We start from the raw sequence: 22041 nt of genomic DNA on the forward strand, positions 1-22041 counted from the left end.
CAGCTTGATTGGCGCACTTAGACAAGGAGCGAACGTTCATATTGCTAACGACCTGTCCATAGTGAAATGATGTAAATCTGTACCGAATAAAAACTGCACAAGGAAATCACAGTGGACTTTAGTAATTCGAAACTGAGTAAAGCGTTCATTTTGGTATCAAGTACTATCACTTTGGTGCTTTCTTACCTCTTCATTCGATTCATTGTGTTTGAACAGAACCAGGCATATGTTTTTATTAGAGATGACACTAGAAAAGCATGTTTATATGACGTTGTGACCGGCAAGACCAACGATCCCGACACAGAATATTTCGGAATAATGGCTACTCTTAGCAAGAGAATATATTCGCAACCAAACGCTAATGAAGACTACCATGAGTGGAAAAATATCTTTAACGATGATGGCAGCTTTTTTGCCGCAGCCGATAATTATTCAGGGTTGTATTATTCTGTTTGGACAAATGATAAAGAGAAGCTTGCCGTATTAGTATTTCGAGGTACAAACGCCCCTGATGATATGCACGCAAACCTATTTTGGATAACCAAGTATTTACCTTTTTTCAAGTCGCAGTATGAACAAATACCAGATATTTTAAGAACTGTTGAGCCACTGTTTCCCGAAGGCTATAGAATAATTTCGACAGGGCATTCGTTAGGCGGTGGCCTTGCTCAACTTGCTTTATATTCCTCTGAAAAAATAAGTACCGCATTTGTGTTCAATACAACTTCCGTAACAGGATGGCATGATCTAGGAATTCTTTACGAGGATAGGTATCGAGACCCGAGAGTTAAAAATACAAAAGTATATCGAATTAATGAGTATGGAGATGGCTTACAGTTTTTAAGATATCTAACAAATTTGGGATATGTGCTGAGTCCTGAGCCTAATATTCATCCATATTTTATAGAGTATCGTCTAAATACTCAGAATGGAGGCTTTGTTGCTCAGCACTCTATTGCAAATATAACTAAAGCCTTGAATGAAGCTAAGCCTTGTAGCAATTAGTTTTGCATTATCTTCCGAAAGAAATAGACAAGGAGCGGACGTTTAACGCCTTGCTAAGAGGCGTAAAGTGCTTGTCTAAAATTAGTGACGAAGAAACGCAAGTCAATCGTTATAGGAGCTTTTAAGCAACTTATTGTATGTCTATTTAATCCAGATTGAGTAATCTAGACGACCTAAGCTTTTTGAAAGGTTTGCAATAGCGATGGCTTGACCGACACTTGTAAGATTCACCTGCCCGCCTTTGCTGTCTTTATCAAACTCTTCAAGTAGCCTCTTTGTTGATGGACTGAACTGAGCAACATCAGACTTAAACTTTTCTTTGTCCGTGTATCCTAGGCCTTTAAATAAGGAATTTATCCAACCATCGTAAATATCAATATGCATCATCGACATAATGGAACAAGTTCCTGCAAACTGAATATGACGTTTTTGTGAATCTGATATACCAAAGCCTGCTGAAACAGCATTCAATGCCATTAATGAAAAAGGTTCTAGTTGAGATACATGTCGTAATCCATCACGACCGCAATGCGTCATAAAATGGATAAAAGATAAATATGAGATCTGCTCCTGTGTTAGCTTGGGAACCACATTAACTGCTTCAGACATTACGATGTCTTTAAAGTCCGAAGATGAAACCGAAGCTCTCTCTGAAATCAAATCGACAAGAACATTCGTATTTGCTTTTTTTCCGCGTCTTGCACTCGATTGCACCGCATCATTGATTGCTGCTTGTACGTCAGGGTCTTTAAATTTTTCCAATGTGATAAATTGGGAATTTTGAACGATTTTTCGTTCCAACTCTTGTGCAAACTCTCGAACATTATCCTCAGCTTCGCGAATAGCTTCTTCTCGTAATGCTGGAAAGTTATCTCTCAAGAACAATAAACATAGTTCTCTAACCTCAGCGACAGATAACCCATTGTTAACTGTGACGTTTCCACCTGCCTGTATAGCAGAAGAATTTTCAGCAACTTTCTGATCTTGGTTTTTCCCCAACATTAGTCTTCCTTGATTGAATTATTTATCGTCACATTTCCGCCAGCTTGTATTCCTGATGAATTCGAAGACACTTCCTGATTTTGGCTTTCACTCTGGTCTTTATTGCTATTGCCAAACACAAATGACGAAATTAAAGCCGAAAACGAAACAACAGTCGTTAATAGAGGTTCGAAATTTGGCTCGAAATACAGCCAGCATAGAGAAACCAACAAGGCAAAAACTGAAAAGACTTTGATAACTAATTGCACAATACCTCCGACGTATAACAGCTCACAACTGAGACGTCATAGTAACACCCGTTTCCTCTTAAAAACTATATTCTGTGTTTTCATGGGATAGAAATTGAAATGTCCGCTTAACGTACGAAGCAGTCCTTTACCAAGTATCTCGGTGATATCCGTTTTTGACCAAAATTAGAAGTAGGAAATGACATTGTTGACCGTCCGCTCCTTGTCTCTAGCCGACGATTCCATTTCAGTCTACTGAATACAGTAATTCACTCATCACTGTCCAGAAATAAGAAAATCCCGCTGCTGCAACGCAACTTCTGTTTCACTGATTTTTAAAACCGATCCTTGATCGTACCAATCGCCCAGCACGATACGGGTAGCGGGTTTGCCGTTAGCTTTCAGGGCGTGGATGGCAGGGCGGTGGGTGTGACCGTGTATCACTCGCTGTACGTTGAAGTGTTCCATGGCTTTCACTACCTCTTGTGGCGTTACATCCATGATTTCAGGTTTCAAACCCTGCTGGTTTAACTTGCTTTGCTTACGTCCGTTCTCGGCGACCTTACGGCGGTATGAAAGTGGCAATGCCAGCATAAGCCGTGGCCACCACCAGCTGCGGCTTTTCTTACGGAATTTCTGGTAGGCAATGTCTTTTGTGCACAACTCATCACCGTGGCTGATGAGGGTAGGGGTGCCGTATAAATCAATGACAGCCTGTTCGGGCAGTAATGTCATACCGGCCTGCGTTGCCCATTCCTGACGGATTGCGAAGTCACGGTTGCCGTGTATGAAAAATACCGGTGTGGTTTTACTGACCTGTTTAAATGCGGCTGCAATCGCGTCATTGAAAGGCGTTTTGTTGTCATCACCTATCCACACTTCAAACAAATCACCCAGCACGTAGAGTGCATCCGCCTGTGGCGCTTCGTTTTCTAAAAATGTCATCAGACACTGAGTAATGTCAGGACGGTCTTCGCTCAGGTGAATATCGGCAATGAAGTAAGTAAATGGCATGCAGCTAAGTGTGACAATATGGGGGAAGAGGGATCAGAGACAGCAGGAACTGTCTCTGAACAAAGGTATCGCCGGATTACTCAGCAATAACCGCTTTTTCAATAACAACAGGCTCTGCAGGTACGTCCTGGTGGAAGCCGCTGGTGCCGGTTTTCACAGCTTTGATTTTCTCAACCACATCCATGCCTTCAGACACTTTACCGAATGCACAGTAGCCCCAGCCGTTTACTGATTCGCTGGAGAAGTTCAGGAAGTCGTTGTTGTTCACGTTAATGAAGAACTGCGCTGTTGCTGAGTGCGGATCATTTGTACGTGCCATGGCAATTGTGCCTTTTTCATTGGCAACGCCATTGTTCGCTTCATTGGCAATAGGTGCGTTGGTCGATTTCTGATCCATATCCGGTGTGAAACCACCGCCCTGGATCATGAAACCGTCGATAACACGGTGGAAAATCGTGTTGTCGTAAAAGCCTTCTTTTACATAGTTTAAGAAGTTTTCAACGGTTGCCGGTGCCTTATCTGCAAAAAGCTCCAGTGTGATGTCACCGTAATTTGTTTTTAACGTAACCATGAATTCGCCCCTTATCTTGTGTCCCGGCGGTTAAAGTGGGGTAATGGTAGCTGATTTCCTCCGTGAGTTAAATTAATCACTGTTAAAAGGCGGCAAAACCTGTGCGACCGCAACGGGTAGTGCTACACTTTCGCCCCGAATTTGAATCCTGAGCTAAAAAACGAGGACAACCATGCTACACCTTTACAACACACTGACCCGGGAAAAAGCCCCTTTTGTACCGCTGAAAGAAGGATGCGTGGGTTTATATGTGTGTGGTATCACGGTGTACGATCTCAGCCACATGGGGCATGCCCGTACCTATTTAAGCTTTGATGTGCTGGTGCGTTATCTGCGCCATCTTGGATTTGATGTGAACTATGTGCGTAACATTACTGACGTAGATGACAAGATTATTGCCAGAGCGAATGAGAATGGCGAAACAACCGGTGAACTGACTGCCCGTACCATCGCCATGATGCACGAAGATTTCGCTGCCATTAATTTACTTGAGCCGGATATCGAGCCCCGTGTAACCACGCACATGGCTGAAATTGTGGATATCATTGAAAAGCTGCTGGATAAAGGCTTTGCTTATGTAGCAGAAAGCGGTGATGTGCTGTTTGATGTCAGTAAGTTTGGTGACTACGGCAAACTGAGCAAGCAAAACCTGGAACAGTTACAGGCCGGTGCCCGCGTTGAAGTGGCGGCGGGTAAAGATGATCCGCTGGATTTTGTGCTGTGGAAAAAAGCCAAAGCCGGAGAGCCTTTCTGGACTTCGCCCTGGGGCGACGGCCGTCCCGGCTGGCACATTGAATGTTCTGCCATGAATCACAAGCACCTGGGTGCACACTTTGATATTCACGGAGGCGGCTCTGACTTAACCTTCCCTCATCACGAAAATGAAGTGGCTCAATCCTGCTGCGCCTTTGATACGCCGTATGTAAACACATGGATGCATACCGGTATGGTGCAGGTTGATAATGAGAAGATGTCCAAGTCGCTGGGCAACTTCTTTACCCTGCGTGATGTATTGCAGGAACACGATGCAGAATCCCTGCGTTTCTTCCTGATGTCAGCCCATTACCGCAGTCAGCTGAGCTACTCGCAGGACAATATCACTCAGGCAAAATCAGCACTGGAACGTTTGTACACAGCCCTGCGCGGTGTGGATATAAACTCTGCCACTGATTTGTCTTACGGCGGTTACCTCGAGCGCTTTGAAACGGCAATGAACGACGATTTGAATGTGCCTGAAGCGATGTCTGTCCTGTTTGATCTTGCCCGCGATCTCAATAAGCAAAAAGCCGGTGCGGAAGAAGCCGGCAAACTGGCTGCTGTACTGAAAGGCCTGGGAGCGATTTTGGGTATTTTGCAAACCGCGCCGGAAACCTGGTTACAGGGCGGCAGCAATGATGATGAGAGCGCCGAAATTGAAGCACTTATCAAACAACGTAACGATGCCCGTGCTGCGAAAGACTGGCCGGCCGCGGACGCTGCCCGTGATGCATTAGCAGCAATGAATGTTGTCCTTGAAGACGGGCCGTCCGGAACGACCTGGCGGAAAGGCTGACAAGCTACAGCACCTTGCAATATGTGCTGAATGAAAGGGCCCGTCGGATTATTCCAACGGGCCTTTTGTTTGATTTTCAATGCCGGCATCAGGCACCGGCCGGTTCTTTTCAGCCAGTTCGGTTTTCCAGCGCTGCTGAGCCACATGGGCTTTCACCAACTCCAGACACTCGTTAATCACTCCCAGCACCTCTTTATCCAAATCATCTGTGACCGGTGTGTAATCGTGTAAACCGGCTTCTACAAAATGATCAATCTTGTGGGCGTCGATGTCAGAAAGTAAGTTAATAATGGATGTGGTCACGATGTCTGTAACAGCCGACTCCAGTGTGCTTTCAATGGTTTTTCCCACCACCGGAATATAGTGCAGAGTCGATACCTGCTCGTTACTTTTCACCGCTTTGCCTACCGACCGTCTGACGTGTTCGCGGATCGCTTCACCATAATGGCCGTCACTGATGGACTGACCGAAATGATTCAGCACACCGGCAACCCATTCAGTCAGAACAGGGCGGCGGGGGGCGAGCACCTGACGGGTGATATCGTCAACCAGTGGTGACCCTGCAGAAATGTCTTTTTGTGCATCGCTGAGCACTTTAACGACAATGCGGTCAGACAGCTCTTCCACAAAAACATCGTAATAAAAGCGGAAGAAACGAAAAATAGCAGTACGGTTTAAGTCGATGATGTCGAATTTATGCAGCCGGTGCAAAATCGAAAAGATACGCAGGAAACGGAAAATGCGGGTTGCCCCGAGAGGAATGAGGCCGACGATATCGTACCAGTGCAGAAAGGGGAAAAAATACCAGCGCAGATGCTCTTTCCGTACCACTGACACAACCCAGCGAAAGCAAAACTCAACAAAGAAAATACCAATGAATACCAGGTCGACAAGAATGAAATTTTTATGGATGGGGTCGTAGGTGCCGGTAAATCCCGGCAGCAGAATTTCCAGTTGCTGGTGGATGACGGCAGTGCCGTAGAGAGCATCGAAGAGCAGCCAGGCCAGGTTTACCAGCAATAAACCCAGCATAACCAAATCAAGAATTAACCAGGGCGTTTCATGACTTTTCCGTAAGTTGTCCCAGTTAATTCTCAGCATGGTGGCTTATCCTACATTTTTCAGTCTCGTCACATCCACGTGTAATTTGAGTTTCTGACCAGGCTGCAAATAGCGGTTTTTGCTCAAATTATTCCAGTTGGTGATGTCTGAGATTTTAACATTGAACTTACTGGCTATACGGGAAAGACTGTCTCCCGGTTTAACTGTGTAAGTCAGAGAGCGGATGATGGAAGCGGAGGACTTCTCCGGCGCATCGCCACCTTGCCAGATCACCAGGGTTTTACCGGGCATCAGCGGATCTGCCGGCGCCATGCCATTCCACTTCGCCAGGTCACGGGTGCTGACTTTGTATTTAACAGCTAAATCCCACAGGGTATCGCCGGAAGTGACTTTATGTGTCACTTTCACAGACGAACGGGGCTTGTTCTGTAACGAAGCCAGACGCTGATCCTGTGACAAAGAATAAGAATCCAGTTCTTTTAAAGCAACCGGTACCATGACATAGTCACCGGCGCGGATCATGTTCCCCGACAGACTGTTGACCCTTCTGATGATGTCAGCTGTCGTATGATACTTCTTTGCCAGGCGTAGCAGGCTGTCTCCGCTTTTCACTTTATGACGCACCCAGTTCAGACGGTCATGACGGTCAACGGACGCCAGTTCTGTAGTAAATTGTTCTGCTTTCTCTACCGGAAGCAACAACTGATGAGGGCCATCAGGATCGGTTGCCCAGCGGTTAAAGCCGGGATTCAGGGCATGCAAGTCTTCCAGTTCCATGTCTGCAAGATCGGCAGCAAACGCCAAATCTACCTGTGAGCCGATATCCACCAATTTTACCACTTCAACATTATCAACAGCAGGCCAGGCAAAGCCGAAGTGCTCTTTGTTTTTAAGAATGTCAGCAAGAGCGAGAAGTTTCGGTACGTAGGCGCGTGTCTCGCGGGGTAAATCCAGCGACCAGAAATCTGTAGGTTTACCGGCTTTACGGTTTTGTTTGATGGCTCTGAGTACGCGGCCTTCACCGCTGTTATACGCCGCAAGGGCATGTAACCAGTTGCCGTCGAACATGTTATTCAGGTAGGTAAGGTAATCCAGCGCGCCCTGTGTGGATGCCACCACATCCCGGCGGCCGTCGTACCACCAGGTCTGGCGGATCCCGAAACGTTTCGCTGTGCCCGGAATAAACTGCCACATACCGGCAGCGCGGCCATGGCTGTATGCGAAGGGGTCAAAAGCACTTTCCACGACAGGAAGCAGTGCGATTTCCAGCGGCATATCCCGCTTTTCAATTTCTTCAGTGATGTAGTACAGGAATGGACGTGCACGGTTAACCACACGGGCCATGTACTCAGGGTGTTTCAGATACCAGTTACGCTGGCTGGTTACCCGCTTGTCGTCGGGGATCTCAAAGGCCATTTGTGCAGCCGCGCGGGTCCACACATCATCAATGACAACGTCTTCAGGTTCTTCCGGTTCAACCGCTTCATCCAGCGCCTCGTCCACATCTTCAACAGGGTGCACAACTTCAATGACACCTTCTTTGGCGATTTGACAGTCCTGCTCGTCGTCAATGGTCGTCTGGCCTACTTCACAGGTGTCTGAGTCCTGAGGTTCGGTATACTCAGGCGGTTGCTCACTGGCAATGTCATTCTCACCGGTGGTTTCACAACCACTCAGCATGCCAGCAAGCGCGATACTGGCAATCAGGCCCAGTGCTGATTTCATTAATTAAGTGCCCCGCAAATAAACTTCGAACGTGATAGTGTAACGATTGTTGCCGTCAATTGCATCAAAACTCATCTTTCCAGCGCCGCAGCGCAGCAAATACCGCAGTATCGTCATCTAATTCTTCTCCCTGCCACTGTGATGCAGCGGCTGCCACAGAAGCTTTGTGACTGCGCAGAAAGGGGTTGATGGCCTTTTCTTTTTGCATGCTGGAGGGCAGGGTAATGTTGTCTTCAGACCGCAACTTTTCTACGAGGTTCGCATGTTGCTGTAATTCTTCGTTGTCAGGCTCTACAGCGAGGGCAAACTGCATGTTGGCCTGTGTGTATTCATGGGTACAGAACACACGGGTGTTATCGGGCAAGCGTTTCAGTTTGTTCAGTGAATGGTGCATTTGCGCCGGCGAGCCTTCGAACAGACGTCCGCAGCCACCGGAGAATAATGTGTCTCCGCATAACACCAGTCCGTGACCATAAAATGCAATATGATCGAGGGTATGGCCTGGCAGCTCCATGACCGTAAACGCACAGTTCACCACATTCAGATGAATATCATCACCTTCATCCACAGAGCGGGTAATGCCGCGAATATGTCCGCCAGCCGGGCCGATAACCGGTAATGAAGGATTGGCGGAGGCCAGTCTGGCGATGCCGCCGGTATGGTCGCGGTGGTGATGGGTGATCAACACGGCTTCCAGACTGAGTCCGTTCTGCTTACAAAATGCCAGTACAGGTTCTGCATCGCCCGGATCCACAACCACTGCATGGGTTTGATTGTGCAAACACCAGATATAATTGTCAGTAAAGGCGGGAATAGCGCTGATTTGTACACCGTCGGGAAGGGCGTCAGACATCCTGTTCATGGGGAATCCTGCTTGTTTATCAGTATTAATGCGATACTATAGAAATTAGATAGCAGTGTCGCAACTAATTGGATCAGCCTGAATATTAATGAGACTGGCATACCGTTCTAAACCGCCCGGTTACCCTGAATCCTGGGCTCAGCTACCGGCAGGTGAGGCAATTAAAGATGCTGTGCAGACTGTCAGTAACAGCTTTTCTGGCCGTATCTTCGGCTATCATCTGGTAAAGCTGGGAACACTCAGCAGTGAAATTGCGTTAAGCAAGTGCAACGTCAAACACCAAATCCGTCAGACACCCGTTCAGATCGACGCGACATCTGTGCTGAGTCTGTCTACCGAACTGCCTTACGTTGAGAACAGCATCGACGGCTTTCTGCTGGCTAACGAACTGGACTTTTGCCAGGATCCTCATCAGTTATTACGGGAAGTTGACCGCTGTATCACTCAGGACGGTTACATTATTCTGAGCGGTTTTAACCCTTACAGCCTCACCGGCATCGGCAAATATCTGCCACTGAAACGGGGTAACCTGCTGCATGATGCACGTTTCTTCTCGTCAAGCCGGGTAAAAGACTGGTTACAGTTACTGGGCTACGAAATTATTGAAACCCGCCATATTCTGTTTTCCATGCTGTTTATTAAAAAGCAGTTTTCTTTACCTGCCAGCTGGCATAACCGCATTACCCGCTATTTTCCCTGGTGCAGCTCGGTGTATGTGATCCTTGCCCGTAAACGGGTGATCCCGATGACCACCATCAAGCCCGCGTGGAAACTCAAGCCCCGGTTCTCCGCCGTGGGTGCCAGTATGCGGGTGCAGAATGCAACCCCTGCAGGCCGCGACGGAAGCCGGGGCTGACCGGCAGTTGTCAGAGGTAGAAGGGTTCTCCCTGCTGTGGAAAAATCAGCGTTAGACCATGCGAATTAAGCGCTTCCAGTTCGGATTTTATTTTCAACAGGGTGTTTTCCTGTTTGTTCAGAGACGGCTTTATGTGGGTGATAATGACCTTTAATCCCCGCAATGCGCTTGCCGGATTTTCACTGTCGGTAAGTGCTGCCAGTGTGTCCAGTTCCCGCATCAGCCATGCCGGTGTTAAATGACCGAACAGCGCGTTGTCCGCTCTGTCTGAAGGATAGGACGCTTCAATAAACACGCCTTTTAACCGGCCATTCTTTATAAGTGGTGCCGCGGATTTCCACAAGGGGGCTAACTGGCCGGTACCTTCCACTGCATCAGGCCCGGTATCTCCCAGATACAGCACAGCATTGTCATCACACTGGTATAAAAACGCTGAAGACTTGTCAGCACCGGCATGGGACAGCGGATAGGCGGTAAGCGAGCAGCCTGTGTCACCCAGTGTTTGCGCTTCACCGGCCTGCATGTAGGTATAACGGTAGCGGTTCAGTTTGTAGCCGCTTCCCTCATTGGCAAAGTTCGGCCACAGCGCCCAGTTAAATACATTTTCTTTCAGCGTTTTAATAGTGGAGGGCATGGCATAAACCGGTTTCGGCGTATCATCCGTTGCGTTAATCACCAGGCCGGCTACGTGGTCGAGGTGAGCATGGGAAAGTGCATAACCGGTGATATGACGGGTGAGCACATTTCCCTCAACAGTTAAATTCGTTTGTACAGGCAAAGTCGCAAAAGCACCGTTTGCCGCAGCCACTTTCAGGCCGGTCATTACCGAACCGGCATCGAACGCGATATAACGGTGGCTGTAACCGCGCGATATCAGATAGGACGATAAGTTGCTTTCATCCAGTCCGCCTGCCGTACCCAGCGGGATCACTTCAAATGCCGGAGCTGAAACTTTTAGTCCGGCATCAACGGAAGTGGCGGGAGAGGACGGCACTGTACTGCAGCCGCTTAAAAGAAATGTGAGAAGACATGCTGCGCCGGCCAGTACGTTGACTGAAATCCCGGCCCGTGGTTTTACAAAAATCATTGTGACTGAGGCAGAAGGGGTTTGCACAAAGCATATTATCTGCTGCCTTTGCTGTATACCTTTTTGAAAAGCAATGACCTGTGAATTTTATTCATAAAAAAACGGTGCTCATCTGAACACCGTTTTTCGTTTACTGTCGACGTCACCTTTTCAGTTGACCATAGCGCAGCGCATTATTTGACGCGCATACCCGGTTTGGCACCTTCGTGTGGCTCAAGGATATACAAGTCCTTACCACCCGGACCTGCCGCCAGTACCATGCCTTCAGACATACCGAAACGCATCTTGCGCGGAGCCAGGTTGGCAACCATCACGGTGTGTTTGCCAATTAAGTCTTCAGGGGCATAGGCTGACTTGATACCGGCAAATACCTGACGGGTTTCGCCGCCTAAATCCAGCTCTAAGCGCAACAGTTTGTCAGCTTTTTCCACATGCTCGGCATTAGCGATGCGGGCAATGCGGAAATCCACTTTCGCGAAATCATCAAACGTAATTTCTTCACTTATGGGATCTTTCGCCAGCGGGCTTTCAGGATCTAACTTCGGTGCATTTGCTGCAGCCAGGCTTTCTTTTGAGTCTTCTACCATTGCGTCAATCTTATCCATTTCGATGCGTTGCATCATGGCTTTAAATTTATTGATTTCATGACCGGTCAGAACAGTTTGAGTACTTTCCCAGGTCAGCGTATCGTTCAGGAAAGCTTCCGCTTTCTCTGCCAGCACTGGCAATACCGGCTTCAGGTAAGCCACCAGAATACGGAACATGTTAATACCCAGTGAGCACACATCATGGGTAAACTGCTGTTTGCTTTCGTCTTTAATGGTGACCCACGGCGCGTTCGCATCAATGAACTGGTTCGCTTTGTCAGCCAGCGCCATTATTTCACGTACCGCCTGATGATACTTACGGTTTTCAAAGTGCGTGGCGATACTCTCTGATGCGGCATGGAATTCTGCCATCAGCTCTTTATCCAGTACCGTATCTGACAGTTTGCCGTCAAAACGTTTGGTGATGAAGCTGGCACAACGGCTGGCGATATTGACCACTTTACCCACCAGATCTGAATTCACTTTCTGGGCAAAATCAGCAAAATTCAGGTCGATATCCGTTACACCGTCACCCAGCTTGGACGCGAAGTAATAACGCAGGTATTCCGGGTTCAGATGGTCAAGATAGGTACGGCCTTTAATGAATGTACCGCGGGACTTGGACATTTTCGCGCCGTTTACTGTCACGAATCCGTGAATATTCACACCGGTAGGTTTACGGAAACCGGCACCTTCCAGCATGGCAGGCCAGAACAGGCAGTGGAAATACGTAATGTCTTTACCGATGAAGTGATACAGCTCTGTGCCGGTGTCTTTGTTCCAGAAATCGTCAAAGTTAACGTCATTCTGATCACAGAAATTTTGGAAGCTGGCCATGTAACCAACCGGCGCATCTACCCACACGTAAAAGAATTTGTTCGGCGCGCCAGGAATTTCAAAACCGAAATAAGGTGCATCGCGGCTGATATCCCACTGCTGCAGGCCGTCTTCAAACCATTCCTGAAGCTTATTCGCCATTTCAGCCTGAATCGCACCGGAGCGGATCCACTCTTTAAGCATGCCTTCAAATTGCGGCAGGTCAAAGAAGAAGTGCTCAGATTCCTTCAGTATTGGCGTCGCGCCGGAAACTACACTGCGCGGGTTTTTCACTTCTGTCGGGCTGTATGTTGCGCCGCAAACATCACAGCTGTCGCCGTTTTGATCTTCCGCATTACAGCTCGGGCAAGTGCCTTTTACAAAACGGTCCGGCAGGAACATTTCTTTTTGCGGGTCATACAACTGATTGATGGTACGCTTGCTGATGTAGCCTGCTTCATCAAGACGGTTATAAATGGTTTCACACAACGCCTTGTTTTCCGGCGAGTGAGTCACATAATAGTTGTCGTAATCAACGTAGAAGTCCTGCAGATCCTGATGGTGCTCTGCACGGGTACGGGCGACCATTTCTTCCGGCGTAATACCCAGCTCCTGTGCTTTCAGCATAACAGGTGTGCCGTGAGCATCGTCGGCGCAAACACTGTAGCATTCGTTGCCGCGAAGACGCTGGAAACGGGTCCAGATATCGGTCTGGATATGCTCAAGTAAGTGCCCGAGGTGGATAGAGCCGTTAGCATACGGCAGTGCACTGGTTACCAGAATACGGCGTTTCGCATTGTTTCCGGCAACAGAAGTCGACGTGTTTTCAGACATAGTATTATGTTTCTGTTCTCAAGCGTTGAAAAATGGCTGCAAATACTAGCGGAATCGCGCTGCTTTTGCATTACGTAAATAGCGCGACCGCGCATTTTAAAGGTGAATTATGTTCTTTTCCCGAAAGGGTGACAAGCTGGCGCAAACCGCCGCACAGAGTCTGGCTGATTATTATGCCTTAAGCACAGAGCAAACCCAACCGTGGTGTGAGGTAGACAACGGCTGTTTGTCGGTCACACTGCCATTCTATGCGCTCACTCAACATGCCGTTATCAGAGAAACCATTACAAAAGCATTAACTCAAGCCGGTTTTCCGCTGGTGGAGCTAGCCATTTCCCAGCAGGTTCGCGGCGCTGAAACCGCTATCGCGCCGGTGACAAATATCCGTAACGTGGTTGCGGTCGCATCCGGCAAGGGTGGTGTGGGTAAATCAACCACCAGTCTGAATCTGGCATTTGCGCTGATGCAGGAAGGCGCCAGAGTGGGCATTCTGGATGCGGATATTTACGGCCCATCCGTGCCCATTATGCTGGGCAATCCGCAGGATCATCCGGTCAGCGGCGATAACAAACATATGCAACCGCTGAAAGCCTGGGGCATGGTGGCAAACTCCATCGGATACCTGGTGCCGGCAGAGGACGCGGCAGTATGGCGCGGCCCTATGGCGAGCAGGGCACTGAAACAGTTACTGGATGAAACTTTGTGGCCGGTACTGGATTATCTGATTGTGGATATGCCGCCGGGTACCGGTGATATTCAGCTGACCATGGCACAGCAGGTGCCCCTGAGCGCTGCCGTCATTGTCACCACACCACAGGACTTAGCCGTAGCCGATGCACAAAAAGGCATTTCCATGTTCAACAAGGTGAATGTGCCGGTGGCGGGTTTAATTGAGAATATGAGCTATTACCAGTGTTCTTCGTGCGGTCACACGGATTATTTATTTGCGCAGGACGGCGGTAAAGCGCTGGCTGAACGTTACAATTTACCGTTGCTCGGCGCTTTGCCGCTGGATGTGTCTATCCGCGAGCAGGCCGATTTAGGTAAACCGCTGGTGGCAGATAAACCGGACAGTGAACTGGCCGGAATCTACCGTGAAGCTGCCCGCGCATTGTCCATGCAAATGGCGCTTACATTACCTTCCCGCAGCTCTGAAAGTTACATTCGCGGTGAAACCATCGGGCTGACAAAGTTATAACTGCATAAAACGGTAGTTATGGCGGGTTGTGCGGCTTTAAGCAAAGTCGCATAATACGCGCTGTTTTCTTTCCCTCCTCAGGACATGTGTTATGCGTTTATGCGATCGTGATATTTACGATTATCTTCAGAAAGGCAAAATTAAAATCGACCCTACACCCGGGTATGAGCAAATCAGCGGTGTGACGGTGGATATGCGCCTGGGGAATAAATTCCGCGTTTTTGAAGACCATCAGGCACCTTACATCGACCTGAGCGGACCTAAAGCCGAAGTTCAGGAAGCCCTTAACTCTGTGATGAGTGATGAAATTGAGCTGCCTGAAGGCAAGGCATTCTTTCTGCACCCAGGTGAACTGGCTCTGGCCATTACTCATGAGTCAGTAACCTTGCCGGACAATATTGTCGGCTGGCTGGACGGACGTTCTTCACTGGCAAGGCTCGGCCTGATGGTGCATGTGACAGCGCACCGCATTGATCCCGGCTGGTCCGGTAATATCGTGCTTGAGTTTTATAACAGTGGTAAGTTACCTCTGGCTTTGCGTCCGATGATGAAAATCGGCGCGTTGAGTTTTGAAGTGTTGTCTCAGGCGGCAGAAAAACCGTATAACGCCCGTGCTGATGCCAAATACAAAGGGCAGGCCGGTGCCGTTGCCAGCCGAATTACATCTGATGACGATAAATAAGCCTGTAATCGTTTAATCCCGAATACTCTGTCAGTTTTCGTCTTAAAAGAAACGGAGCCCGGTAATGATAAAAAGCAGTCTCACCCTATTCATTGCCGCGCTGATAGCGTTGCTTTCAGGCTTTGGTCTGCATTTCGCCGGCCAGCCCGCTGACATTGCGTCCACAACTGCAATCACCGCTTTTGTTGCCATATTATGGGTAACCGAAGCGTTGCCTATTCCTGCTACATCACTCATTCCTTTTGCGCTTTTTCCGCTCGCCGGCGTAGTCAGCCATGCCGAAGCGGCATCAGCTCTTGGCAGCCATGTCATCATACTGCTGATGGCTGCATTTATGCTTTCGAAGGGTCTGGAAAAAGCGAATCTGCATAAGCGGTTCGCGATTTATATGTTGCGGCTTACCGGCACGGGAAGCGGTATGAAACTAATTTTGGGCTTCATGCTGACCACAGCTGTTTTGAGTATGTGGATCAGCAACACCGCTACCGTGCTGATGATGCTGCCCATGGCAATGGCCATCATCAACGCAACCAAACATACCCGCTTCGGTATTGTGCTGATCCTTGGTATTGCATACGCAGCTAGCCTTGGCGGTGTCGGTACGCCCATCGGCACGCCGCCGAATATTATCTTTATGAGCGTTTATGAAGAAACGCAGGGCAGTGAATATAACTTCATTGAATGGATGAAAACCGGTGTACCCATTGTGCTGCTGGCAATTCCGGCTATGGCCATGTGGCTCGGACGGGGTCTGGGCAGCATCGGTAACATTGATTTACCGCAGCCCGGCGCCTGGACTACCGCTGAGAAGCGGGTACTGGCGATATTCGGCACAGTGGCAATGGCCTGGATTTTCAGGCCTTTCTGGACAGGCTGGCTGGGGATCACCACCGTCAGTGACAGCACTATCGCTGTAGCTGGTGTGGTTGCCATGTTTATGGTAAACAGTGGCAAGCCGGACAATGACAAGTTGCTCGACTGGCCCACTGCCAACGATATTCCCTGGGGTATGCTGCTGTTATTTGCCGGCGGTATCTGCATCGCCAAAGCATTTAAAGCCTCAGGGTTAAGCCTGTTTATGGGCGAGTGGCTGACAGGTCTGTCTACTTTGCCTGTATTACTGCTGGTGTTTTCTATTTGCCTGTTCGTAACGTTCCTGACAGAAATTACCTCTAACACCGCTACAGCCACATTGCTTATGCCCATACTCGCTGCTGCCGGCACCGCCGTGGGCGTTGATCCGAAATTGCTGATGATTCCTGCCGCCATCAGTGCCAGTTGTGCTTTCATGCTGCCTGTAGCCACAGCACCAAATGCCATTGCCTATGCCAGCGGAAAATTCGATATTAAAACCATGGCGAGAGAAGGGATGGTGCTGAATGTGATCGTCGCCAGTGTCGTCACCGTGGTGTGTTACTTCACATTACAGGGCTAAAAGCGCAGTCCCGGCAGGGATTTGCTCATCATTTAGACGTTCAGTCTTCAGGGTGCATATTTGTCGTTGCAAAGTGAAGAAAAATAAGTAGACTTGTCGGCTCTTTCGGTCGGTGTGTGGCGCAGCTTGGTAGCGCACTGTCATGGGGTGTCAGGGGTCGGAGGTTCAAATCCTCTCACACCGACCAATCTCTCCTACTTTTCAATGACTTACCCTAATCATTGATTGCTCGTAAAAAGAGCGTCCCAAAACTGTCCCATAATTGTCACAATATCCAGTAGTCGTTAGTCTATCGATATTCGCTTTTGACTCAGTGGTTTTACTCGTAATCCAATAGTTCTGTCTTTCAGGTGTGCGAGATGTATGCGGGTTTGAATTAGGTAATTTCTCCGAGGGCGAAACAAGTTATCTCTGAGGTTTACCAACTGAGGACTTAACTATGTCTAAGAAGACAAATAAAACTGATCTGCAAATCACGTTTATACATGAATTCAAACGCAGTACACGAACTGAGTGGCCTGACAAATTTCGAATAGCTTGGTACTTCAATTCAGATACTCTTGATTACATCTATGAGCACAAAGATGAGAAGTTCAGAACGTACGGCTTTGTATTGTCAGACCGACTTGTTGAGCAATTGCCCACTGAGTTCAAGAAAAAATATTTCTTGGCGTCTTAGCGCTGTTTGCTGTTCTTGCTTTTTGAATTTCAGATAAACCAGTTCATCAATTCCGACTTAGTTGATGACTTGGAATTTGAGCGGGTGTTCGGAGTAAGTAAACGACGATACTTCTCTGAAGAAGCGATTGATGAGTAGACTGAACAGATCGAAAAACTTTGAGGGCTGCTTTGCAGCCCTTTTTTTAGTCAAATTAAGATTTTCTAATACAAATCAGGTTCTATTACATCAAAACACTTTGCATTTCGACTTGGTTCATAAGACAGCGTAAAGTCAACTTTCCTATTATTATAAGTATTTAGATCTTTTAGAGGAACAACTTTGAAACATTGCTTGAAGTTGTCAGGGTAATTATGATCTTTTTCATCGTAAACCCCTGCCCAATTAAATTCACGTAACGTTCTAGGAATTTTTTCTAATCTGAATAAAAGGCTAGAGTGAACTTTTATTGTATTTAAATCAGGATGCACTATTGTATTCATATATTTTACAATTTCTCTATTCCTATTCCGATACAATCTACCACTTAAGATCGAGTCTTCACCAATATGGGACTCCGCAAGAGGATTCTCCGGCACCTGAGTGTTGGTGGGGATAATTGGATTGTCTAATTTAGCGAGCTTTCTGAGCATCCAATTCAGTGATACACCACTTAATGATTCGACCTCTTCGTCCTTATATCCGCCTCCTACATCTGAATGTGCGCCAGCAAACCAAACTTCATCTACTCTACTGCCTAGATATTGGCCAGCAACCTTTCCGTCAATAGGTTCGCCATCTAAGTCACAATATGCTAAAAGTGCAGGAGTTGTCATTAATTCAGGGGTAAAGCTCCGCGCTCTGTTATCATCACTTGAAATAGCATGTGCGACTTGTTCGATATTACAGACTTGATCAATATAAATTTTTGAAACCGTGCCTAGCAAGTGTTCATTATTTCGTTTCAAACTTAATGCTGAAACTGAATCCCACACTCCAAGAAATTTAACTATCGGTTCAATTTTAGATTTTTTATATCCATTGACAGAGCGGATAAATTCTTTTTTTTCGTCTAACGTTCCTTTTTTAAGATACGCAGTGATTATTTCTTTTGCTAGTAAGTTAACTCTTTCATTAGTTAAACCACTAATATCTGCAAGTCCCGCCGAATAAAGAAGTCCAGCCAGAACTCTTGCGTTGTAAGCACCTCGACTGAAACCAAATAGGTATAGTGAATTGTCATTACTTTTATATTGATGTAATAAAAATTTGTAAGACTCGATCAGTCTAGGTTTAAAACCCTTCCCAAGAACACTTCCCGAAACAGAACGACCATCCTCAGTTCCCACTCCCTCAATATACATAGACGGCATGGCAGAAATTTCGTTAGATGAGACTAGCCTATAAAGCTTATATACATTTGTATTATCAGACGGAGTATTCCCTGTTCCGTCGAAAAATACAGCTATGTTTTTAGAGCTGTTAATATTATTACATTCCTCATTATCTGGGCTGTTACAATAATTTTCATATTGGTAAGTTGTTGATTTACATGAGGTGAGCATTGCGATACATAGGCACAATATCAAATATTTCATACCCTATCCTTGTGGTCGAATGGTAGATAAAATTATTTTTTGTTCATAAATTGTACTAAACACTAACTGTATTTTAGTTAAAAATCTATACTCGACTTCTTAGATTTTCCCCTCTGAACAGATTTATTTGTCAGTAAGGTTATCAGACTTCTTTTTTGACTATCACTTATATGTTTTTGAAACTAAAAAAGCTCCCCAAATCGGGGAGCTAGTGTCATTCACTTCTAAATTTTCTTGCTGCAATAAATGAAGTCGTTGCGAAAACTAAAGCTATCGTGCCAAACGCTACCAGATAGAGCCGATCGAAACATTGATGCCCGTTTACGTAATCTGTATGACCCGAGAACAGAAATGCAAGATTCCAAAGCGTATTAATCACTGCTACAGCAACGACCGTATTGCTCATCGAAACCCAGCGATTGCTCATTTTGATGCAGAAGTTGAAAAGTCTTTTGTAATTGATGTTCACATTTATCTCCTGTTATTAGTCCTGCCTGTAAGTAGGTCTAACGTCGAAGAAATGTGTCGATCTGGATGGTTTACTTAAAACGAGCAGGCGAAAGCGTGCCTCGACGTATGTCGATGCACTTTTGGTGTGTGCGCCTTGTAACGCTGAAATAAAAAGGACGGTACGCCTTATTGGATGAAGCTAAAACTTCATCTGTGTGCCGAGGTTTATAGACGCTCTGCGAAGTCTAGCCCACTAATCTAGGGGAAAGGGCCAGTACCCAAATTAATCTTTTCTAAGTCATATCATTGTTCCCGTTCGTGAAAGAAGCTAGGCGTACCGTCAAAAGTGCTGATTGTTCATGTGTCGCGACCACATGAACTCTCAACACGAAAAATTTTACTTCATCTAAAATTTCCAATGTCACTTAAACTTGAATTTTGCTAAAAAATTTCCTTAGCCTGTGACTATGTACTGATAGTTGAGTCAGCAAATCTTTTTCTTACACTGCTTAGAATTCATGAAACTGGGCGGGCACACTATTGAAAGTAATGTAAACCTCATCAGTGCTTTCCTCGCTGTCTCGATACACATGGAGGTGTGTGTATTAAAGTTGCACTGTTTATCATCGTGATACTCAATGTTTCTTGAAGCTATAAGGCATTACTAAGAGGGGAGGTTTACATTTACATCTCGTCGTTGATATCGCATAGGTGTTCTCCTTACTAAAAGAACACCATGCCGGAGCGGCGTCACTGTTTGAATGTGGGGATTACCGGACGGTTACGATAAAGTATTCGATGAAAAAAGAAAATGGGACTCACCTTTAGCGCTGGCATATAGACAGTCAATAAATAATTTATCTGTAGAAGCTCTTAATAATATTAATTTAAGAGACTTGTTGATGGCAGGGTTGACTTTAGAATATGCGATATCAGTACTAGACTATATAAAATACCCACGAGAGAAATATTGGCAGAGTTTACTTTCACCACTTGAGCCCTTTTTTACTGCATGTGATCAGCACCATCAACAAAAAGATGAAACAGAGAAAACATTAGAGTCAAGTTCTACAAGAGATAAACTTAGTGACGGCTGTGAGCTCTCGTGCTTGAAAGACACTGCTTCATCAAAATTAAATAAAAATTAATATAATTAAAATTTGAAACGTAACTTTATATAAATCATCACTATTTTGCTAAAAAAATGAGAAATAAATAAGAAAAAAAGGTGCTGAAATATATAACGGTATCTTTATTTTTGAAATAAAACGTGAGAGTTTTTCAAGAAAGCTATCTGTAATTGATTCTTTGCCATTTAGGTTGAATGAATCTAAGTTACTACTGGGTTCTAGTAAAGGTATCCAATATTTTTTCATTATTTCACAGTCATTTTCAAAGAAAATGCTATGACCTCCTTGATAGCCTCTGTTAACAAACCTTTCACTCATAAGTCCATTGAAACCAAGCCTACCACCCATGCCTGTCCCAATTACAAGAGAATTACTTAATAAAAGCGCTAAATCTTGTTTAGCACACTCATTTACTAATCTTACATTTTTTAATGACATAAGATTTCTGAAGTCATAATTTTGCTTTAGTACACTTCCTGAAAGTACGATTAAATCTAAATTATCTAGTTTACCTTTTTGTAAAATGTTCTCTAAAGATTTAATTAAGATATAGGTGCCAAAACTGTGTGCAAAGCAGACTATCCTTTTTGTTTCATTTTTTGAAATCCAAACATCTAAGTCTTCTTTAAATTTATTTACCATTTTATTTCTAAAATAAGGTATTACGAACCTAATTAAAGGAAACTTTTCGAATTTAAATTGTAGATGAGATATTCTTGCATCAGTATAATTTTCATTTATCAGTTTATGTAATTTGCTTTGCCATGAACCAGAAGTTTCAATTCCATGTATACTAACTACAGCAATATCAATTGGCATCTTGTCATAAGATTTCGCAGCATTTAAGCTATACTCTATTTGTAATAGTGCTTTCTCTAACCAGCCATAATTAGCTCTAGTGGCTTCATATAATTGAAAACCAAGAATGGAAAAACTTTCCTCCAATTCTTTTTTATTCTCTATTAGTGCGGTGAAGCCGATAACTCGATTTGGTGTTTTAAATCTCCCTCTTCTCAGTTCATCAAGTATATTAATACCTGCTTTAGGATTTATTTCTTTTTCACCACTTCTGAGCGGAAGAGCCATATCCAATAAAACAGCAAAATAATGATTTTTTCTTAAATTTATTTTGGCGGAGTTTACACTATCTGATATTTCAACTTCTAGATTTTTAAATTTTTTTAGTATCTCTCCTTTAATTTTTTCACAACGAACCGGATCGTCATCAATAATTAATACTTTATGACAGATCATCCAACAACTCCTTTAATGACTCTTTCCACTTGAAACCTGAATGTTCATAATAAACTGATCCTAAATATAAATTTCCATAATCTTCCCTCGCTTGTGAATCTATATCAGATAATTTTGAAATTTTAGAATTTTCAGAGAATGACTGATGCTGTGTTAAAAAAATAAATGGACATTTAATATTTCTTCGTTTTATTTGTCTTGCTATATCAAGTCCTCCATACATTCTTTTATCACCGCCTCCTTGACCTTTTACTTCATCAAATGTTGGTAAACTCATGTCAAGTATTGCAACATCGAAAGAATTATATATTAGTGACTTTACTCCTGAAGAGTATGAGATAGATACTGTTACTTCAATGTTCTCATATACGGATTTTAGAAAATCTTCTACTCTTTCGCTCTTATATAATCCATCTTCAACCAGTAATATTTTCAT

General features: G+C 45.4%; 19 protein-coding genes and 1 tRNA gene. 8 read left to right on the plus strand and 12 right to left on the minus strand.

All coding sequences use genetic code 11. The features are described from left to right. The first annotated feature begins 111 nt into the window (after positions 1 to 111). Positions 112 to 1005, plus strand: a complete 894-nt coding sequence (locus tag ACXAH4_RS10950) for a Tle-like phospholipase domain-containing protein (RefSeq protein WP_474881877.1) — start codon at positions 112 to 114, stop codon at positions 1003 to 1005. 141 nt (positions 1006 to 1146) lie between these two features. On the opposite strand, the gene ACXAH4_RS10955 is transcribed toward ACXAH4_RS10950, so the two are convergent. The 3 genes from ACXAH4_RS10955 to ACXAH4_RS10965 form a co-directional block, all read right to left on the minus strand. After that, complete coding sequence (locus ACXAH4_RS10955; protein ID WP_474881878.1) at positions 1147 to 2007, minus strand: LPO_1073/Vpar_1526 family protein; 861 nt, start codon at positions 2005 to 2007, stop codon at positions 1147 to 1149. Between the two features lie 503 nt (positions 2008 to 2510). After that, complete coding sequence (gene lpxH, locus ACXAH4_RS10960) at positions 2511 to 3248, minus strand: UDP-2,3-diacylglucosamine diphosphatase (RefSeq protein WP_474881880.1); 738 nt, start codon at positions 3246 to 3248, stop codon at positions 2511 to 2513. A gap of 76 nt (positions 3249 to 3324) precedes the next feature. Next, the gene (locus tag ACXAH4_RS10965; RefSeq protein ID WP_119501800.1) at positions 3325 to 3819 is read right to left on the minus strand and encodes a peptidylprolyl isomerase; all 495 of its coding nucleotides are present in this window, start codon (positions 3817 to 3819) and stop codon (positions 3325 to 3327) included. 172 nt (positions 3820 to 3991) lie between these two features. Between ACXAH4_RS10965 and cysS the strand changes: the two genes are divergently transcribed. Further along, positions 3992 to 5371 carry a cysteine--tRNA ligase gene (gene cysS / locus ACXAH4_RS10970; protein ID WP_474881881.1) on the plus strand — a complete coding sequence of 460 codons (1380 nt, stop codon included), beginning with the start codon at positions 3992 to 3994 and terminating at the stop codon, positions 5369 to 5371. 48 nt (positions 5372 to 5419) lie between these two features. Here cysS and ACXAH4_RS10975 read toward each other — a convergent pair whose 3' ends face one another. From ACXAH4_RS10975 to gloB, 3 genes are all read right to left on the minus strand, one after another. Further along, on the minus strand, positions 5420 to 6472 hold the full coding sequence (locus ACXAH4_RS10975; RefSeq protein ID WP_474852816.1) for an ion transporter: 1053 nt from the start codon (positions 6470 to 6472) through the stop codon (positions 5420 to 5422). 6 nt (positions 6473 to 6478) lie between these two features. After that, on the minus strand, positions 6479 to 8158 hold the full coding sequence (locus tag ACXAH4_RS10980; protein ID WP_474881883.1) for a lytic transglycosylase: 1680 nt from the start codon (positions 8156 to 8158) through the stop codon (positions 6479 to 6481). Positions 8159 to 8222: 64 nt separating this feature from the next. After that, positions 8223 to 9020: a hydroxyacylglutathione hydrolase gene (gene gloB, locus ACXAH4_RS10985; protein WP_474881884.1), complete on the minus strand. Its 798-nt coding sequence runs from the start codon at positions 9018 to 9020 to the stop codon at positions 8223 to 8225. Between the two features lie 88 nt (positions 9021 to 9108). On the opposite strand from gloB, the gene ACXAH4_RS10990 reads away from it, so the two are divergent. Continuing rightward, entirely contained in the window at positions 9109 to 9876 is a 768-nt protein-coding gene (locus ACXAH4_RS10990; protein ID WP_474881885.1) for a methyltransferase domain-containing protein, read from the plus strand. Between the two features lie 10 nt (positions 9877 to 9886). Here ACXAH4_RS10990 and ACXAH4_RS10995 read toward each other — a convergent pair whose 3' ends face one another. Together ACXAH4_RS10995 and metG are read right to left on the minus strand one after the other, a co-directional pair. Continuing rightward, positions 9887 to 10963 (minus strand): MBL fold metallo-hydrolase, encoded by a 1077-nt coding sequence (locus tag ACXAH4_RS10995; RefSeq protein WP_474881887.1) that lies wholly within the window; start codon positions 10961 to 10963, stop codon positions 9887 to 9889. Between the two features lie 173 nt (positions 10964 to 11136). Then, the gene (gene metG / locus ACXAH4_RS11000; protein WP_474846586.1) at positions 11137 to 13200 is read right to left on the minus strand and encodes a methionine--tRNA ligase; all 2064 of its coding nucleotides are present in this window, start codon (positions 13198 to 13200) and stop codon (positions 11137 to 11139) included. A 109-nt stretch (positions 13201 to 13309) separates the two neighbouring features. On the opposite strand from metG, the gene apbC reads away from it, so the two are divergent. The 4 genes from apbC to ACXAH4_RS11020 all read left to right on the plus strand — a co-directional run bounded on the left by apbC (position 13310) and on the right by ACXAH4_RS11020 (position 16702). After that, on the plus strand, positions 13310 to 14398 hold the full coding sequence (gene apbC, locus ACXAH4_RS11005) for an iron-sulfur cluster carrier protein ApbC (protein ID WP_474881888.1): 1089 nt from the start codon (positions 13310 to 13312) through the stop codon (positions 14396 to 14398). 91 nt (positions 14399 to 14489) lie between these two features. Beyond that, on the plus strand, positions 14490 to 15080 hold the full coding sequence (gene dcd, locus ACXAH4_RS11010; RefSeq protein WP_119501791.1) for a dCTP deaminase: 591 nt from the start codon (positions 14490 to 14492) through the stop codon (positions 15078 to 15080). 64 nt (positions 15081 to 15144) lie between these two features. Beyond that, a complete protein-coding gene (locus ACXAH4_RS11015; RefSeq protein ID WP_474881890.1) occupies positions 15145 to 16515 on the plus strand; it encodes an SLC13 family permease in 1371 nt (456 codons plus the stop codon). A 110-nt stretch (positions 16516 to 16625) separates the two neighbouring features. Beyond that, positions 16626 to 16702 (plus strand) — tRNA-Pro (locus tag ACXAH4_RS11020). Between the two features lie 695 nt (positions 16703 to 17397). Here ACXAH4_RS11020 and ACXAH4_RS11025 read toward each other — a convergent pair. Next, on the minus strand, positions 17398 to 18771 hold the full coding sequence (locus ACXAH4_RS11025) for a phospholipase effector Tle1 domain-containing protein (protein ID WP_474881892.1): 1374 nt from the start codon (positions 18769 to 18771) through the stop codon (positions 17398 to 17400). A 214-nt stretch (positions 18772 to 18985) separates the two neighbouring features. Further along, positions 18986 to 19240 (minus strand): hypothetical protein, encoded by a 255-nt coding sequence (locus ACXAH4_RS11030; RefSeq protein ID WP_474881894.1) that lies wholly within the window; start codon positions 19238 to 19240, stop codon positions 18986 to 18988. A gap of 742 nt (positions 19241 to 19982) precedes the next feature. Here ACXAH4_RS11030 and ACXAH4_RS11035 point away from each other — a divergent pair. Then, the gene (locus ACXAH4_RS11035; protein WP_474881896.1) at positions 19983 to 20369 is read left to right on the plus strand and encodes a hypothetical protein; all 387 of its coding nucleotides are present in this window, start codon (positions 19983 to 19985) and stop codon (positions 20367 to 20369) included. Between the two features lie 48 nt (positions 20370 to 20417). Here the strand turns inward: ACXAH4_RS11035 and ACXAH4_RS11040 are convergent, their stop codons facing one another. Continuing rightward, on the minus strand, positions 20418 to 21605 hold the full coding sequence (locus ACXAH4_RS11040; protein ID WP_474881898.1) for a response regulator: 1188 nt from the start codon (positions 21603 to 21605) through the stop codon (positions 20418 to 20420). Next, positions 21592 to 22041, minus strand: coding sequence for a response regulator transcription factor (locus ACXAH4_RS11045; protein WP_474881899.1), 450 nt, complete (start codon positions 22039 to 22041; stop codon positions 21592 to 21594). The genes ACXAH4_RS11040 and ACXAH4_RS11045 overlap by 14 nt, the downstream gene beginning before the upstream one ends.

It is taken from the genome of Alteromonas sp. ABV2_168, from assembly GCF_056161165.1.